This window comes from Carboxylicivirga fragile (assembly GCF_050589805.1).
Classification (GTDB): domain Bacteria; phylum Bacteroidota; class Bacteroidia; order Bacteroidales; family Marinilabiliaceae; genus Carboxylicivirga; species Carboxylicivirga fragile.
In genome coordinates this window covers 1-17,459 of record NZ_JBNGOY010000021.1, presented here as the reverse complement: position 1 = coordinate 17,459, position 17,459 = coordinate 1, and the positions used below count along the sequence as shown (strand labels likewise).

11 protein-coding genes are annotated in these 17,459 nt (G+C 36.3%); 7 read left to right on the top strand and 4 right to left on the bottom strand.

Annotated features, from left to right (window positions below):
• Positions 1-4: 4 nt before the first annotated feature.
• The 3 genes from ACRD7B_RS10875 to ACRD7B_RS10865 all read left to right on the top strand — a co-directional run bounded on the left by ACRD7B_RS10875 (position 5) and on the right by ACRD7B_RS10865 (position 3,050).
• The gene (locus ACRD7B_RS10875; RefSeq protein ID WP_430824578.1) at positions 5-1,015 is read left to right on the top strand and encodes a PorP/SprF family type IX secretion system membrane protein; all 1,011 of its coding nucleotides are present in this window, start codon (positions 5-7) and stop codon (positions 1,013-1,015) included.
• 117 nt (positions 1,016-1,132) lie between these two features.
• On the top strand, positions 1,133-2,065 hold the full coding sequence (locus ACRD7B_RS10870) for an Ig-like domain-containing protein (RefSeq protein WP_430824577.1): 933 nt from the start codon (positions 1,133-1,135) through the stop codon (positions 2,063-2,065).
• A gap of 1 nt (position 2,066) precedes the next feature.
• Entirely contained in the window at positions 2,067-3,050 is a 984-nt protein-coding gene (locus tag ACRD7B_RS10865; RefSeq protein WP_430824576.1) for a PorP/SprF family type IX secretion system membrane protein, read from the top strand.
• Between the two features lie 279 nt (positions 3,051-3,329).
• Here the strand turns inward: ACRD7B_RS10865 and gap are convergent, their stop codons facing one another.
• The 4 genes from gap to ACRD7B_RS10845 all read right to left on the bottom strand — a co-directional run bounded on the left by gap (position 3,330) and on the right by ACRD7B_RS10845 (position 8,928).
• A complete protein-coding gene (gene gap / locus ACRD7B_RS10860) occupies positions 3,330-4,337 on the bottom strand; it encodes a type I glyceraldehyde-3-phosphate dehydrogenase (protein WP_430824575.1) in 1,008 nt (335 codons plus the stop codon).
• Positions 4,338-4,581: 244 nt separating this feature from the next.
• Positions 4,582-4,710 carry a hypothetical protein gene (locus ACRD7B_RS10855; protein ID WP_430824574.1) on the bottom strand — a complete coding sequence of 43 codons (129 nt, stop codon included), beginning with the start codon at positions 4,708-4,710 and terminating at the stop codon, positions 4,582-4,584.
• Positions 4,711-5,002: 292 nt separating this feature from the next.
• The gene (locus ACRD7B_RS10850; protein WP_430824573.1) at positions 5,003-5,488 is read right to left on the bottom strand and encodes a hypothetical protein; all 486 of its coding nucleotides are present in this window, start codon (positions 5,486-5,488) and stop codon (positions 5,003-5,005) included.
• A 146-nt stretch (positions 5,489-5,634) separates the two neighbouring features.
• The gene (locus ACRD7B_RS10845) at positions 5,635-8,928 is read right to left on the bottom strand and encodes a WD40/YVTN/BNR-like repeat-containing protein (RefSeq protein ID WP_430824572.1); all 3,294 of its coding nucleotides are present in this window, start codon (positions 8,926-8,928) and stop codon (positions 5,635-5,637) included.
• Positions 8,929-9,211: 283 nt separating this feature from the next.
• On the opposite strand from ACRD7B_RS10845, the gene ACRD7B_RS10840 reads away from it, so the two are divergent.
• From ACRD7B_RS10840 to ACRD7B_RS10825, 4 genes are all read left to right on the top strand, one after another.
• On the top strand, positions 9,212-12,550 hold the full coding sequence (locus ACRD7B_RS10840; RefSeq protein ID WP_430824571.1) for a two-component regulator propeller domain-containing protein: 3,339 nt from the start codon (positions 9,212-9,214) through the stop codon (positions 12,548-12,550).
• A gap of 319 nt (positions 12,551-12,869) precedes the next feature.
• Complete coding sequence (locus ACRD7B_RS10835; protein ID WP_430824570.1) at positions 12,870-14,954, top strand: ATP-binding protein; 2,085 nt, start codon at positions 12,870-12,872, stop codon at positions 14,952-14,954.
• 327 nt (positions 14,955-15,281) lie between these two features.
• A complete protein-coding gene (locus ACRD7B_RS10830) occupies positions 15,282-15,644 on the top strand; it encodes a BlaI/MecI/CopY family transcriptional regulator (RefSeq protein ID WP_430824569.1) in 363 nt (120 codons plus the stop codon).
• Between the two features lie 10 nt (positions 15,645-15,654).
• Positions 15,655-17,304, top strand: coding sequence for a M56 family metallopeptidase (locus tag ACRD7B_RS10825; protein WP_430824568.1), 1,650 nt, complete (start codon positions 15,655-15,657; stop codon positions 17,302-17,304).
• Positions 17,305-17,459 lie beyond the last annotated feature (155 nt).

The following is a 17,459-nucleotide window of genomic DNA, read 5'->3' as shown; positions in this document are numbered from 1 at the left end:
AGAGATGAAAAGGCTTCAATTAATAATGATAAGCCTCATTATCACTTTGTCGGTGGTTAATGGGCAAAAGTATTATCTGACAAATCAGTATGTATACGATTTATTTCAGATGAACCCCTCTGCGGCAGCTTTTCAGAAAAATTGCATCACAGCAAGTGGTTTTTATCAAAAGCAATGGCTTGGTACCGAGTTGGCACCAACCACTCAAATATTGAGTTTTCAAATGCCTGTTACTGGTCATTTGGGTTCTGGTACGTATGTGTATAACGATAGAAATGGTTTTCATAAAGAGATGGGCTTGCACCAGGCATTTTCGTACGAGGTACTGCTGCAAAAGAAGCGCAACAAGCTAATGACCCTTTCGTTTGGTTTAGCCATGATGCTGGAACAAACATCCTTGGATATGAGCGGATTTACCGGTGGCGATGCCTTTGATCCGGTTATTCAGAGTGCGGGCGAAAGTGGTTTAGGTTTTAATGCCAGCGCTGGTGCCTTATTGAAATATAACGAATTGCATGCTGGTGTTGCATTTACAAATATTATTCCCGAGAATAATCCAATGTACAAAGGAGCTATGGAGCCTCGACGTGTAATGGATATGCATATTCATGCTGGTGGAAGTTTTAAAGTAGCAGACAGGGATTTGTACCTCGAACCTCTTATTATGTATCGCCGAAATGCTTTAACAGATAGTCGAATGGATTTAAACCTGAAAGCGTATTTACCTACGCCTGATCCGGACTTTTCTACTTGGGGCTTGTTGTCGTATCGCCGAACAATGGATCATCAGTTTGGAAAAAGTTTAGGAATGGCCGTTACAGCGGGTATAGTCTATCAACAATTTAGTGTGGGGCTTGAATATCAGTTGGGGTTAACCACTTCACAAATTGATTATGGTTCGAACTATCAATTAGTAGTTAGTTATCGTATTTGCAGGAATAAAAGTAAGGGAGCTATTCCTTGTTCAAAAATTAGAAGGAGTAAGAAGTATAACTATAAGTTCTTAGGTTACTAAACTTGATATCCCGATATGCGTTTAGCGTATTTTTTCATTATTTCACTTTTCTGTTTGCAATGACTAAGGGTTTAATTAGTTTTATATCCCAAACTATCACACAAAGCCTGTTTAATTTTGAAACGCCTAGTTTTATTTTTAGTTGTTTACCTTGGTTTTTTATTAACTGCCACTTCGCAGCATAATACAATTAAACCTGCGACTCAGGCAGAAGTTTTTGCCAATGATGATAAGGCTCGTATCAATGAGGATGACATCATTGATATACCTGTGCTTAAAAATGATTTCGGCTTATTTGATGGGATTAAGTCTTTGGTGGTGAAATCGCTTCCTTCCAATGGTACTGTAATAGTTAACGATGATAATACTATAAAATACACACCTGATTTATCTTTTCATGGTAATGATGTCTTTACCTATGAAGTGTGTAATGTACATGGATCCTGTGATTGGGCTACAGTAGATATTATTGTTGATGATGTTGATTTCAAACCAATTGCAGTTAACGATACGGTAACCTATCTACATGGAACTGAAATAACTGTTCCAATTTTAAATAACGACATTATTAATGGTGATTTTCCATTTACGGTTGATATTCTTCAAAACGTTAAACATGGTGATGCTTATTTAGATGAGAATAATGAAGTTATCCCGTCGTTTAATAGAACATATGGAGGAAAGGATTCGCTTCAATATGTATTGTGCGATGCTGATAACGATTGTAGTAATGCATGGGTGATATTTACAGTTCAGCATGATGGAACAACGGATTTCTTTATTCCCAATGGTTTTTCGCCTAATGGAGATGGCTTAAATGACTTATTTTATATTCCTGATTTTAAAACTTACGCGAATATAAAGGTGCAAATAGTTAATGCATGGGGGCAGTTGGTTTTTTCGTCAGACGATTATCTGAATAATTGGGATGGAGTTGCAAATGAAGGTGCATTTTCTGGCAAATTACTTGATGCGGGCACTTATTATTACGTTTTTACTATACCTGGTTTTAACGATTCTTTCACTGGTTATATATACTTAAGTCACTGATATGAAATTAAAGGCTTATGAGTTATATAGAATCAGGTTAGTGCTATTTTTGCTGGTAGGTTTAGCCATTGAAAGTCGTGCGCAATTAGAACCTTTATCAACGCAATATATTAATTCCCAACTGATCATTAACCCTGCTTATACCGGAGTGCGAAATGCTTTCTCAATGAATTTGGTGGCGCGCCATCAATGGATGGGAATAAAGGGGGCGCCAGTTAATTATTGGGTGGCAGCGCATTCTCCCTTAAATAAGTCTAAGGTATCGCTGGGTGGAGCATTTCAGTCGTATCAAGCAGGGCCGATACAAAATCACCGATTAAATCTGTACTATGCTTATTTGGTTCGTTTACGGCACGATATGTTTTTGTCGATGGGAGTGAGTGCAACTGGCGATTATTTTAACTTGTCAAACGATAAGTTGGAAGTCATTGATCAGGATGATCCGAGTTTTATAAATGATGTTACTAATGCTTTTAGTCCGAATTTTGGAGCAGGAGCTTTTGTGTATACACCCACTTTCTATTTTGGAGTGTCAATGCCTTATGTTTTAGAAAACAAGTATAAAGTTGGAGAAGTGTCCAATGTGGTGATGCAAACACGGCGTAGTTTGTATCTTTCTACTGGATATGGATTTGGCTTGGGTAAAAAAGTATACCTCAAACCTTCAATGCTTTGGCGAATGGCTGGAAAATCCAGTAGTTTCGATATTAATATGCAAATGCTTTACGAAGAATCCTTTTCGGCAGGTGTTTCATATCGAATAGATCAGGCAGTTGCTTTTTTGGCCGGTTTTCGAATTAATAAAACATTCCAAATAGCCTATTCCTATGATCTTCCGATTGGTAATGTTGGTATCACCAAAGGAAGCCATGAGATTACGCTAAATTTTGATTCATTCTCAATGATTCGCCGTAATAAGGATAGACGATTTTTAAGAAAGAAGAAAGAAGAGGAGGGTAGTATGCGTTCTATCAGGTATTTTTAGTTTGCATACAATTGACCTTATACCAGTTGTATTCCAAAATGATTGATAAAGCATTTTGCTAATTACAATGGTTAATGCCGATACAAAAGGCACAGATTGATTTTTTATCAATCGTTTTGGTTTGTAATCGGTATTATTTCCATAACCAGAATATCCTTTTTTTATCAATTCTTTGTTAAGACCTTAGGTTCTTTCAATCCTAGTAGATCAATTCGATAAAAAAGCACAAAAAAACGCCTCCATAAAAATGAAGGCGTTTCTTATATGGTGTAAAATGAATTATTTTACTGATTCCATGTACTCAATTAATTCACATACTTTAGCTGAGTAACCCATTTCGTTGTCGTACCATGATACAACTTTCACGAAAGTGTCAGTTAAAGCAATACCTGCTTTAGCATCGAATACAGAAGTTTGAGTTTCACCAATGAAGTCGTTAGAAACAACAGCATCTTCAGTGTAACCTAAAATACCTTTTAATTCTCCTTCAGAAGCTTCTTTCATTGCAGCGCAAATAGTTTCGTAAGAAGCACCTTTAGCTAAATTAACTGTTAAGTCAACTACTGATACATCAGGAGTTGGTACGCGGAAAGCCATACCAGTTAATTTACCGTTAAGCTCAGGAATTACTTTACCTACAGCTTTAGCAGCACCAGTAGAAGAAGGAATGATGTTTTGACCAGCACCACGTCCACCTCTCCAGTCTTTAGCTGAAGGACCGTCAACTGTTTTTTGAGTTGCAGTAGTTGCGTGTACAGTAGTCATCAAACCGTCAACAATACCGAAGTTATCGTTAAGTACTTTAGCAATAGGAGCTAAACAGTTTGTAGTACAAGAAGCGTTAGAAACAAAGTTCATGTCGCTAGAGTACAATTTGTTGTTAACACCCATAACAAACATAGGCGTGTCGTCCTTAGAAGGAGCAGACATTACAACTTTCTTAGCACCGGCATCAATGTGTCCTTGTGCAGATTCTTTAGTTAAGAATAAACCAGTTGATTCAACAACATAGTCAGCACCTACAGCACCCCAGTTAATGTCAGCAGGGTTTCTTTCGGCAGAAACACGGATCTCGTCACCGTTAACAATTAACTTACCGTCTTTTACCTCAACAGTACCGTCGAAACGACCGTGAGTTGAATCATACTTTAACATGTAAGCCATGTAATCTACATCAATCAAATCGTTGATAGCAACAACTTGAACTGTTCCTTTTGCTACAGCTTGACGGAAAACGAAGCGTCCGATACGGCCAAAGCCGTTAATCCCAATCTTGATTTTTGACATTTTATTGCTTTTTTAAGAATTGTTTTATAAGGTCTTCAAAAATGCGTCACAAAAGTAGCAATTCATAATTAAATCATCAAGAAATATGAGAATGATTTTATAAAAATCCGCATAAAATTACGATTAGAAAGAAAATCTGGTAAAAGTGTGATGTTTTGTTAAAAAAGGACATAAAAAAAGTAACATAAATTAAGATTTATACATCTTATTCATGTTACTTGTAATTTTTTTTTGGGTTGTTTCCTTATGCTCTTTCGGCAGTTTGTTCTGTTTCAACAGAGCTATATGCAGGGCAGTCTTCAGTACTTTTACAAGAACTCATTCCTAATGCAACAAAAAGTATAACAACGGCAACTAACGAAATCTTTTTCATCTTTTATATCTTTTACTTGTCTGTAAAAATAAGAGATTATTACTTATCTCCAAAATGTTTGTTTACTGTTTGAAACGGACAGTCGCTTAATTAGTTTCGTTTTCCTTTGGCTTCTTGGGTAATGACCGCTTTTTTTTCGTGAATAGATTGTTTTCTTCCATGAAAGAATAAGGGGTTTAATCTAATAAATAGAAAAAAGATTGATCTAAGAATTAAGCGAGGGTAATTAATACGGTATACTTCGGTTCAACGAATGAAAAAAAAAGTCCTGCTTCAGCAGGACTTGAAATATTTAATCTTCTGTAATTTCTCTTGCTGGCCAACGTATGGTTTCGTCATCAACAAATTCTGGTCCTATTTGAATAGTAGAAACCTTATCGCCTTCAATCCAAACATTAACATTTTCTTTTTCGAAGGTTAATTGTTCCATGTTTTCAAAACCTTCGTCATCCATCTTTTCACTATCATAGTCGCCCATTTCTAGATTTTCGAGAGCTTTAAGGAAGTCTTCTTTTAACATTCCTACCTTAATTGTACCATGTAGTACAAAAGCTTCGTTTTCGAAAGAAATTTCTACAAGTTTGAATTGTTCTTCGTTGTCGAAAGACATTGAAAGACCGAGATCGTCGTAATAAAGTACATTAGCTTCGCCTCCGTCGCCATAGTTTTGAATTTCTGTTTCATCAGGATCACCAATTAAACTTGATACTTCGTGTTCTTCCATTCCGAATTTAACGTTGCCGAATCCAATATGCGGCAAAATGGCTCTTGTTGTCATTTTAGATTTTAATTGTTTAAATTAATTAGGGAGTAAATATATGAAACCAACACAATAAAATAAAATGCTTTGATAAAAAAAACAGACCCTATTTAATAATAAGGTCTGTTTTGTAATTTGTTATTTTAAAGTGTTTTATATCTCGGTTAATTATTCCATACAGGAATTCTTCCTTCTGTATATGGTGCATCTAGCTGATCCATCATTTTACGAACGTCAATTATCTTTGTTTTAGCTAGTGTACTTAGCTGCTCCAGTACTGGAGGAAATTCTTCTTTAAGAATTTCGTAAGACATATTTGACGTGCCGGTAATATCAGATGTGCTATTGATTTGTGCCCAAATAACGCTGTTTAAACGATTGTAAATTGGCATATCAGCCGGAGGAATTTCTTCCCAACTAGCTTTTGCTTTAGCTCCTCTGAATTTGAACATGATTTCGTTAAGTTCATTTTCAAGAGATGATAAGGCTGGAAGTAACTCATCGTGTGCACCTGGCAATGTTAAGGCCGTTTGTTTCATGTCTCTTACTTCATCTAAAAGAGAAGATGTTAAGCGCATACTTCCACTAATTGCTTTTGAGAGCTGGCTAACTTCTTTTTGGAAAGCTACCATGGCTGCTCTATCCTTGGCCGGAAGAGTAGTGTTGTTTAGTGCTTTCACCTCAAACTCTTTGGCTGAAGCTAGTAGAGTACTTACCCCATCTTTTACCTGGTTGATTTCAACGGTGTATTTTCCTGGTAATGCAAAGATACCTCCTTCAGTCTTTTTGAATGGATCAAACTTCTTAGTTTTGATAATTTCTGGACTGTTGTATTGAAGATCCCATGTGAATCGTGTAATGTTTTTCGATGGTTTCTTCGTCATGGTACGAACGATACTTCCTTCGGCATCTTTAATGGTAATAAGTAGATAAGCCGGAACTTCTTTACTTTCGTCATCCAATTGTTTCAGACTAGTTTGAGGAATTCGCTCTCCATTCTTAAATAATTCCTTCTCCTTTTTTTGTCGAATTTGCTTCTTGGTTTGTGGTACTTCTTTTTGGTAAAAAGTAAAAGTTGCACCAAATACAGGGTTTTTGGCACCGTAATAGGTTGCACCTTGGCCATAAATTTTTCCTGTTTGCATATACAAGTCGGCTTCCTTAATTTCGAAAAGATGAGCCTCTTTTTTAGTTAACTCTTCACTTAATTCACGTAATGGCGAATAGTTGTCGAGTACATAAAATCCGCGACCAAAAGTAGCCATTGCTAAATCGCTTTCACGTTCTTGTATAGCTAAGTCGCGCACAGCTATTGTTGGAATTCCTGATTTTAACTGTACCCATGATTCACCTTCGTTAATCGAAAAGAAAACACCAAACTCTGTTCCAGCAAAAAGTAATTCTTTGCGTTTGAAATCTTGCTCAAGTGTATGAACCGTTCCATTCTCAGGTAGGTTCGATGAAATAGCGATCCACGATTTACCTTTATCGTTACTTTTAACAATGTATGGTTTAAAATCATCTCGTTTCATGTTATCGAAAGTGGCATACACAACGTTCTCATCAAAACGAGATGCATAAATATCGCTCACATAAGTGTATTCAGGAACACCCGGAAATGAAGCGATTTTGCGCCAAGTTTTTCCATCATCTTCAGTTACCTGAATCAGTCCGTCGTCGGTTCCTGCATATATCAATCCTTTTTTAACAGGCGATTCGTCCAGAGAAACAATTGTGTTAAATTGTGAAGTAGAAACATCTTTCACCACAGCATCAGAACTCCAGTATTTATCCATTACTGGCCAAGTATTGCGATCAATCTGTGTTGTTAAATCTTCTGAAATCACTTCCCATGTATTGCCTCGGTCTACACTTTTGAACACCTTATTGGCAGCCATGTATAAGGTTTTGTGATTGTGTTTGCTTAAAATAAGCGGGGCATTCCAGTTCCAACGATAAGTCAATTCACCCTTTTTTGGTTGTGGCTTAACGCTGATTTTTTCACCACTTTTTTTGTCATAACGAACAACGTTTCCATACTGCCACTCGCTGTATACAATGTCGGGGTTGGTTGGGTCAATGCGTGACCAAAATCCATCACCAAAAACGGTAACAATCCATTCTCCACTTGTTACACCAAAAGTACTGGTGTTTTGTACTGGGCCACCTTGAGTTGCATTGTCCTGTGTTCCCCCATAAATGTTATAGAATGGTTCAGCATTATCAACAGCTACACGATAAAATTGAGTGATTGGCAGGTTGCTCACTTGTCTCCAGTTGTCACCATCATCGTAGGTGATATAAACACCACCGTCGCCACCAATCATGAAATGCTTATTGTTGGTTGGATCTACCCAAAGTGCATGGTCATCTACGTGACGATCTTTTGTGCTTAATTTTGTCCAAGTTTTACCACCATCTTTGGTGACATGCGAAAACGTTTCAACTGAATAAACCTTATCAAATTCAACAGGATCACAGAATATTTCGTTATAGTATTGTCCACTGGAATGGTGGTCACTCATTTTTTTCCATGATTCACCGCGATCACTTGTCCGGAAAAAACCACCAGCCTTGTTGGCAGCTTCAATGATTAAATATAGTACATCAGGATTTTGAGGCGAGATAGCGATACCCATTCCACCAATATGCTCGGTAGGTAATCCGCTTTTAAGCTTACGCCAGTTCTTACCTGCGTCAGTTGATTTGTATACTGCTGATTCAGGTCCACCACCAATTTTAGTATGAACATGACGACGTCGTTGTTCGGTTGTGGCGTACAATATATCCGGATTGCGAGGGTCGCAAATAATATTGTTAACACCTGTGTGGATGCTTATATCAAGGGATTTCTCCCATGTCTTACCACCATCAATAGTTTTATATAAGCCACGTTCTCCACCTGATCCCCAGGCCGAACCTTCGGCAGCTACATAAACCACATCTGAGTTACGAGGATCGATCAAAATCATGCCTATTTGGCGCGATTCTTTCAGACCCATATTTGTCCATGATTTGCCACCGTCAACAGTTTTATACACACCATCGCCATAGCCTAATGCGCGTTGGTGATTGTTTTCTCCAGTGCCAGCCCATACCACATTTGAGTTGTTAGGATCCATGGCCAAACACCCAATTGAATAAGTGCCATACTTGTCAAATACAGGATCGAAGGTGATGCCATTATTGCTTGTTTTCCAGATGTTGCCACTGGCTACTGCTACATAAAATTCAGAGTGATTACATGGATTAACCGCAAAGTCGGCGATCCTACCTGAGGTAAATGCAGGTCCGATGTTTCGAAGTTTCAGCCCGGAAACTAAACCGCTGGTAATTAATGTGTCTTTTGCACTGTCTTTTTCTTTATTCTTTTTTTGAGCCATCAATCCAGATGGCAACATAAGAATGCCGGAGACCATAAATAGTATAGTCACCTTTTTGAGATTAAAATTTATCATTTTACGTATGATTTGGGTTGTTGATATTATATAATACTTGCAAAAGGTAAGAATTTTATTCCAAACAGTTTTCAGAAATGTAAGTGCGCTATGCTGTATGTATGCATAGCCGTTATTAATTGTTTATGGTAATTAGATAATGTATTTCAGATTTATAGTTAGGTAAGTTAGGGTTTGTGTTACTGTTTCAAATTATTATATTTGGGTAGAGATGACTTTGTGTAGATTGAAATTGCCAAACACAGATATGATTAATTACGTGCGATTTTTAATGTGTAGGATTGTGAAAAAGGGAGTGAGGATATGCGCAACTATTATTGTGCTTGCCTTAACGTTTGCCTTAAATCAATTGAATGCGCAAGATAAGAATTACTCGCCCAAGCAGTTTTCAATCGACAATGGTCTGTCTCAGAATACGGTACATACCATATTAAAGGATAAACGTGGTTTTATTTGGGTAGGTACACAAGATGGCGTTAATCGATATGATGGCGTGGGAGTAAGTGTTATTAAAGAAGGTTCTAATCGAGAAACTGATTTAATAAATGGGACTGTTACGAAAATGGTTGAAGATGTATCGCGCAATAAGTTATACATTAGTACCAATGGTGGAGGTTTAAGTGTTTTTGATTACAATACAGAAAAACTAAAGCATTTTACGTATTCGAATGATTCAGGCTCAATTATTTCTGATTATTTATTTGATATAGCTCTTGATAATAAAGGAATGCTTTGGGTTGCAGCCTCGCATGGTTTATGTCAGTTTAATCCGGATTCAGAGGTGTTTAAGAATTATGAATATCAGAAGGATAATGAATATTCGATACCCAATACAACAATAACTAGCCTTGTGATTAATTCGGCTAATGATATATGGTTAGGAACCTACGGTAGAGGTATTGTAAAGTTTGATCGCGCTAACGAACGTTTTTATTCCTTCTATAATACGCTGTTTGAGGAACAATCAGGGAACTCTAATATCATTTCGCGCATTGCCGAAGATTATAATGGTGATATATTGATTGCAAGCGACGATGGTTTGCATCGATTTTGCATGAAAGACTCGACTTATGAGTTTATTGGCTTTAGAAATACAATAGTAAAATCAATAGCAAAGGGCGTAGAAAACGACCTATGGATAGGTACATCGGGTAGTGGTATTCGTAATGTAAATTCGAAGGGAATTATTACTGAATACAATTTTGGCAGCGAAAGCTTTGTGCCTGATGATTTTATTATTGACCTTTTTGTTGATGATAGAAACCATATGTGGATAGGTACTAAGAGTAGTGGTTTGTTTCATGTTAACCTTGATGGAGAAAAGTTTCAGCATATAACAGAAGGTACGGATGATAATGGTATAGTTGGGCGCTCGGTTTATGCACTGGCAGAGGGTACTAATAATGAAATTTGGATTGGTACTAATGTGGGATTAACGTGTTGGAATAGTAGGCTTAATTCTTACAAAAGTGTTTTTATAAATGGTGAAGGTGTAGACTTCTCTGTTTGGGCTCTTTATTTCGAAAAGCCAAATTATTTATGGATAGGTACATCAACAGGTTTGTATAAGTATAATACGACAACTGCTTCGAAAGTACATTATACGTATTCTGAGCAAAATAAATCGGGTATTCCTGACAAAGAAATATATGCCATAGCTCGAGATAAACTGAATCGAATATGGATTGGTACAGCTATGGGTTTGGCTCGTTTGGATGATGATTCAGGTGTGTTTACACGATACTATTATGGTCCAAATGAAAATGATATTTGTAGTTCAGTCATTTGGGATGTTTTTAGTGATAGTCAAGGACGTTTTTGGATTTCAACTTATGGCGGTTTAAATGTTTATAATTTTAAATCAGATGACTTTACTTCGCTTTATCACTATAAAGACGATAGCACTTCTTTAAGTAGTAATTACATAAACTCCGTTCATGAGGATGAAAAAGGAAGAATATTGGTTAGTACTGGTAGTGGAGCTAATATGTTGGATGATACTTTAAACGTTGTTCTCAGAATTGATGCAAGTAATGGGCTTAATAATGCACATGTTTATCAAACGCTTGAACACGATAATAAGCTGTGGATTTCGACCAATAATGGTTTGTCATGCTTTAATATTGAATCGGAAGAAGTTGTAAATTATGATGTACATGATGGCATACAGAGTAATGAATTTAATAATGCTGGATTAAGGCTTAAAGATGGACGGTTTGCATTTGGAGGTATAAATGGAGTAACCATATTTGATCCTGAAAAGATTGAGCGATCTGATTTTGAGCCACCTCTATATTTTACAACTATGCAGTTGTACGATAACAGTATTACAATACAAGATACGGCAAGATGGCATGATGGTGTAATAAAAAAGACGATAATAAATACCGATCGAATAGAATTTGATTCTAATGAGCGCTTTTTCAGGTTGGACTTTGCTGCCCTAGACTACAGTAATCCGGTTCAGATAGATTATTATTATAGGATGTTGCCAAATTCAGAGAGCTGGATTCCCTTGGGAAAACAGAGGCACCTAACATTTATAAATTTGGCTCCTGATACCTATACGCTTGAAATTAGGTCAACCAATTCAGACAGGGTTTTGTGTAATAATACAAAATCTTTAACCATTGAAGTGCATCCTCCTTGGTGGCTGGAGCCATGGTTTATAGTACTTGTAAGCGTTATAGTTTTATTTGTTGTGGTTTATTTTATTCGATACCGCATTCGTAAACTTGGCGCGGCTAAACAAGAACTTGAGAAGTTGGTGATTAATCGAACCAGGGAGATTGAAATTCAACGAAACATTGCTAATAAGCATCGAGATGAAATTGCTTTTCAGAAATCTCAGCTTGAGGATTTTGCAAAGGATCTAGAGGAAAAAGTAATGGAGCGAACACAGGAATTGGAGAAATCGAAAGTCGCAGCTGAGGAATCTGATCGTTTGAAGACAGCATTCTTATCAAATATGAGTCATGAAATTAGAACACCAATGAATGCAATTATTGGTTTCTCAGAATTGTTGCTGGATGCTAATTTTGATGCAGAAGAGCGTATGGACTTTGCAAAGATGATTAAGTCCAACGGAGATGAGTTGCTAAATTTATTAAACGATATTATTGATATATCGATGATTGAATCAAGTCAGCTTAAAATATCGCTTAGTGATGTTGTGGTGGGTGATTTGATAGAGCAGGTTTACAGTAGTTTTCTGAAATCTAACGATCTTACAGGAAAGCATAAGCTTGAATTTAGACTTGAAAAACCAGCAATGAATCTAACTATTAACAGTGATGCTTTTAGGCTCAAACAGATTTTAAATAACCTGATTAGCAATGCTCTTAAGTTCACCAAAGAAGGACATGTTGAGCTCGGTTTCTTTACCAAAGATAAAAATGTTTATTTTTACGTTGAAGATACCGGGGTTGGTGTTGATAGAGCTTATCAGAAACAAATATTCGAGCGTTTCTTAAAGGTTAAAAATGATGTGACGAACCTTAACCGCGGCAATGGTCTTGGACTTACAATTACCAAAAATTTGGTTCAGCTACTTAATGGTTCAATCGAACTCTATTCCGAGGAAGGCAAAGGATCGCGATTTACCTTTAAATTACCTCTGTAGAATTTTATTCTACAGTTCTTTTTATAAATTGAGAAGAGTTTACTTCAGCAAACACAGTGCTAGCCTCTTTACATTCTGGAAACTTTTTCTTTTTTAATATTGTTATATTTGCGTGATATACTACTTGTTTGTGTCTATGAAACGAGCCATCAGAGTGGTTATCTCGCGCAGGAGCATGGCTAATCCCGATGGCTATCGGGAGACCATTAAAAACAAAAATATAAACAGATGAAACGAGCAATGAGAAAAGTTTTCTCACACAGGGGAATGACTATTGTGGCGAGTTCCATGTGGCCATTGAAAAATAAAATATAGACACATGAAAGTAACTGACATTATTAGATATCTGGTTTTAACTATTCTTATTATAGTTGCGACAAATCTGCCATGTGTAGCTAATGATGGTAATAATGTTTCGGATACGATTGGTTATACGAATGGTGCATCAAATAACTCAGAGCAAATCTCATTTTCGGAAGAAAGGGTAGCTTCAGAAAAAAATATTGATAAGGCAATGCTAGCTAATGATACGCTACAGTTGGCCGATGCTTATTTTAGGCTCGCTTCAAATCAACAGCTACAAGGCCAAAACCGTACTGCTTTTACAAATATGAGCATGGCTTTGAAGTTTTATACGGTGGCTAATTTTGAATTAGGTATTGCCAAATGTTTAGATAATATTGGGAGTATATATCGATACGGTGGAGCCTTCGAAAAGGCATTGGAATATCATTTGAAGGCGAAAGATATATTCATCGAACAAAAAGATACGACAGGTTTAATTCATTCAATTAATAATTTAGGAATTCTTTATCGTAATCTAAATGATTATCCCAAAGCGAGGGAGTTATATTTTAATGCTATTGAGCTTGGAGATAAAGTGCATTCAGATTTATTGGCAACCGTATACAACTCAGTTGGTTCATTTTTCTGGTATCAACAAAAAAATGATTCTGCGCTTATTTATTATCGAAAAGCGCTGAATTATGCGCCTGTTACTTTACAATTAAAAGAGAGGCACTGTGCTGTATTGAATAATATTGGAAATGTCTACCGTACATCTGGAAAATTAGATAGTGCTCTTTATTATTATGAACTTTCTTTGAAAGAGAGTTACAGATATGAACTTGCTAACTTAGCTGCAATCACCTTAAAAAATCAGGCAAAGACTTTTCTTTTAAAAGGCCAGTTAAATAAGGCCAATGCCAGTTTAAACGAAAGTATCAATTTGGCAGAGCAATCGAATTTAGTAAAGATATTGATGGAGGACTATCTGGTTCAATCTGAAATATATCGGAAAAAGGGAGATTACAAGAAAAGCCTTGAGAAACATGTTTTGTATTCTCAAATGAAGGATTCGGTACTTACGGTTGATCAATTAAATAGGATTGCACAATTGGAACTGGATTATACCTTACAGCAGGTTGAAAAAGACAAGCTGGTTTTAAAAAAGAACATTGCCGAACGGGATTTGGAAATAGCTCGCAACAAAAACTACCTATTTAGCTTTGTGTTTTTTACGGTTCTTTTAATACTTATTGCAGGCGTTATTTACTTTAGGTATTTGTCGAATATTAAGCTTAAGCGGAAATTGCAATTGCTTAATGAAGAGCTTGAGAGAGGCGTTAAACAGCGTACACAAAGTCTTGAAGAGGAGATTGAAGAGCATAAGCAAACGGAAGAAGAGTTGCTGAATTCAAAGCTGAAGGCAGAAGAGGCAGATCGACTCAAAACAGCCTTTCTATCAAATATGAGTCATGAAATTAGAACGCCAATGAATGCGATTGTTGGTTTTTCTGAATTGTTGTTAGAAGGGGATTTTAATGAGGAAGAAAGGACTGAGTTTGCCAATATGATTCAATCCAATGGTGATGATTTACTGCATTTATTAAATGATATCATTGATATTTCGATGATTGAATCAAGTCAACTAAAGATTGTTAAAAGTAGAATACTTGTTGGTGATATAATGGAGCAAATTCATAATAACTACCTTACTTCAGATTACTATAAAAATAAAGAAGATCTTGAGTTTATTCTTGAAGTGCCGTCTTATAATATTACCATTGTTAGCGATGAGTTTAGGCTTAGGCAAATATTAAATAACCTGGTTAGTAATGCACTAAAGTTTACAAGTAAAGGTTACGTTAAGTTAGGTTTTCAAGTGCAAGATAGATACATATTATTTTATGTGGAAGATACAGGCGTTGGTATCGATAAAGTCTATCAAAAACAAATATTTGAGCGTTTCCTAAAGGTAGGAAATGACGTTAGTAATCTTAACAGAGGGAATGGATTAGGCTTAACCATAACGAAGAACTTGGTACAATTACTTGAAGGTTCTATTGAGTTGCAATCGGAGGAAGGCCTAGGGTCGAAATTTACTTTTAAACTGCCATTATAGATCCTTTATTTTCCTTATAATTCTCCACTAATTAGCCTAAGGACAAGTTTTTTATTTTAACCCGGGTTATGCAGTAGGAGTCATGTAATGACGAACTATCTGCATTTAGCAAGGATTAACCCCGATCTAGAAAATCACCATTTTGGTTTTTCTCCAAAATGGATGAGTTACTTTATCGCTATGCATTTGGGCTTAAATTTTTATTTCAAATGCATAGATTGGGTTTAATTTATTAGAGCATGTTATTTAATTAAATATCACATTTGTCTTGCAATACTATAAATATAGTATTATAATTGTAGTAGTTTATGTGTTTTTATTATCGATATGGAAATTAAACAATTAACAAAGGCAGAAGAAGAAGTGATGCAAATATTGTGGCAACTAAATGAAGGCACCATAAAAGAGCTTCTTGACGGTTTTAGTGTTAAGGTGCCCGCTTATAATACGGTAGCCACGGTTTTAAAGGTGCTAAAGAAGAAAGGCATTGTTGATAATAAGTCAATGGGAAATACTTATGTGTATTATCCGCTTATTTCAAAAGAGCAATACTCATCGTATCAAATGAAGTATTTAATGACTAATTACTTTGGTGGAAGTTTTGCGCGTTTTGCCAATTTCTTTGCAAAAGATAATGACATGACCTTGGAGGATCTTGAGGCAATGTTGAAAGAGTCAGAATCAAAATAAATAAATTACCATGATGGAATCTTTACTTCTAATATCTCGATCGGCTCTTGTGTTGATTTTGTTTTATGCGGTGTATCAATTTTTTCTTCGGAATGATGCACACTATTCAATAAATAGGTGGTTTCTTCTTTTGGGACTGATAACAGCTATCATATTGCCACTTATTAAGATCAACTATGTGGTAATTGTTGAAAGCATAAATGAGCAAGCTGGTTTTATTCCTGTACAAGCACAATCCGTTGGAGCTTCTGCCCCACATATACCTGAAAAGCCTGATTTTAATTGGATATCTATTCTGCCATATATTTACCTAAGCATTTCATTCTTTCTTGGAGCCAGAGTTTTATTTAATCTTCTGAAATTAGTTAAGCTTGCATATAAATCTGTTAAAATTAAAAAGAACGGTGTAATTATATGTCTTAACCCTAAGGTGGATACACCATTTGCATTTGCCAATCGAATTTTTGTGAAAGATGAATCATATCTGTCGCGAGATAATGAGCAGATAATGGTACACGAGATGGTTCATTTAAAGCAGCGCCATTGGTTGGATGTAATGCTAAGCGAACTAATGCTTGTGATTTTATGGTTTAACCCATTTACTTGGGCTTACGCCCGATTAATTAAGCAGAATTTGGAATTTATTGCCGATAAAAAAGTCTTGGACGAAGGCTTTCGTAAGGATGAATATATTCAAACAATTATTAGTGAAACAATGGGAGCGGAAGTATCAGTGCTAGCCAATCACTTCCGGTTCTCCCAAAATAAACGAAGACTAAAAATGATGAAAAATGACAGAAAATCCAAATGGCGACTTCTAAAGTTGCTGATGGTGCTGCCTTTTATTGGCGGTTTATTGTGGGCTTTTAGTGAGCCTGTGTATGAATTAAAGTCAGGTGATAAGCCTGCAAGTGAAATTGTAGACCAAAGTAAGAAGGAAACTTTTATTGTGAAAGGAGAAGTCCTTTTACAAGAAGTGCAAGCCGTTTTGGATCCGAATACTGGTAAATCAATAGATAAGTTGGTAGGCTTTCCATTGCCAGGTACTAGTGTTGTTGTTAAAGGAACAACTAATGGTTGTGTCGCTGATATTAATGGGGAGTTTGAGTTGGAGGTCACTCCAGGAGATAAGTTGGTTTTTTCGTTTGTTGGAATGGAAACCAAAGAGGTAAATGTGAAGAAGGAGGAACTCATGATTGTTGTAATGAGAGAGTCGGCCTTTAAATTAGATGCTTCATTATATCGAAAGAAATACAAAGGTAAAATGACGCCTCCGCCACTACCTTCTCCAACTGGTGAAAAGAAAGGTGAATTACCTCCGCCTCCTCCACCACCACCAAGTGGTAAGGATGGCAAACCTGTATTTTATGTTGTTGAAAATATGCCTTCGTATCAAGGTGGTTTGGAAACCTATTTTGCAACTTTATATACTCGAATCGAGCAGGTAAAAGAAGATGCTGATTTAAGAGGAACGGTTGATGTTCAGTTTCAATTGAGTCACAAAGGTGAACTAAGTAATATTTTAGCACTTAATAGATCGAATGATAAAGAAGCAAAGTACGCAATACAGCTTGTTTCAGAACTTGATCAATGGAGCCCTGGTGTGCAACGTGGTAAGCCCGTTAGAACAACTTTGGTTGTGCCCGTTGAATTTGATTGATAATCATAAAAAAGAGGGTGTCCAAAAAGTATTTTTGTGAACAAGTAAACTTACAGTTTCTTATTTTACTTTCGTTTTACCCCTCCAAACCTCCCCTAAAGTGGAGGCTTAAGTCCCCTTCAGGGGATTTAGGGGTAGTAAAAAAGGATATTTGA

What these genes read in the sequence shown, in the direction of transcription:
- ACRD7B_RS10875 (WP_430824578.1), top strand. Translation starts at nt 5, where the DNA reads ATGAAAAGGCTTCAATTAATAATGATAAGCCTCATTATCACTTTGTCG.
- ACRD7B_RS10865 (WP_430824576.1), top strand. Translation starts at nt 2,067, where the DNA reads ATGAAATTAAAGGCTTATGAGTTATATAGAATCAGGTTAGTGCTATTT.
- gap (WP_430824575.1), bottom strand. Translation starts at nt 4,337, where the DNA reads ATGTCAAAAATCAAGATTGGGATTAACGGCTTTGGCCGTATCGGACGC.
- ACRD7B_RS10855 (WP_430824574.1), bottom strand. Translation starts at nt 4,710, where the DNA reads ATGAAAAAGATTTCGTTAGTTGCCGTTGTTATACTTTTTGTTGCATTA.
- ACRD7B_RS10850 (WP_430824573.1), bottom strand. Translation starts at nt 5,488, where the DNA reads ATGACAACAAGAGCCATTTTGCCGCATATTGGATTCGGCAACGTTAAA.
- ACRD7B_RS10845 (WP_430824572.1), bottom strand. Translation starts at nt 8,928, where the DNA reads ATGATAAATTTTAATCTCAAAAAGGTGACTATACTATTTATGGTCTCC.
- ACRD7B_RS10835 (WP_430824570.1), top strand. Translation starts at nt 12,870, where the DNA reads ATGAAAGTAACTGACATTATTAGATATCTGGTTTTAACTATTCTTATT.
- ACRD7B_RS10830 (WP_430824569.1), top strand. Translation starts at nt 15,282, where the DNA reads ATGGAAATTAAACAATTAACAAAGGCAGAAGAAGAAGTGATGCAAATA.
- ACRD7B_RS10825 (WP_430824568.1), top strand. Translation starts at nt 15,655, where the DNA reads ATGATGGAATCTTTACTTCTAATATCTCGATCGGCTCTTGTGTTGATT.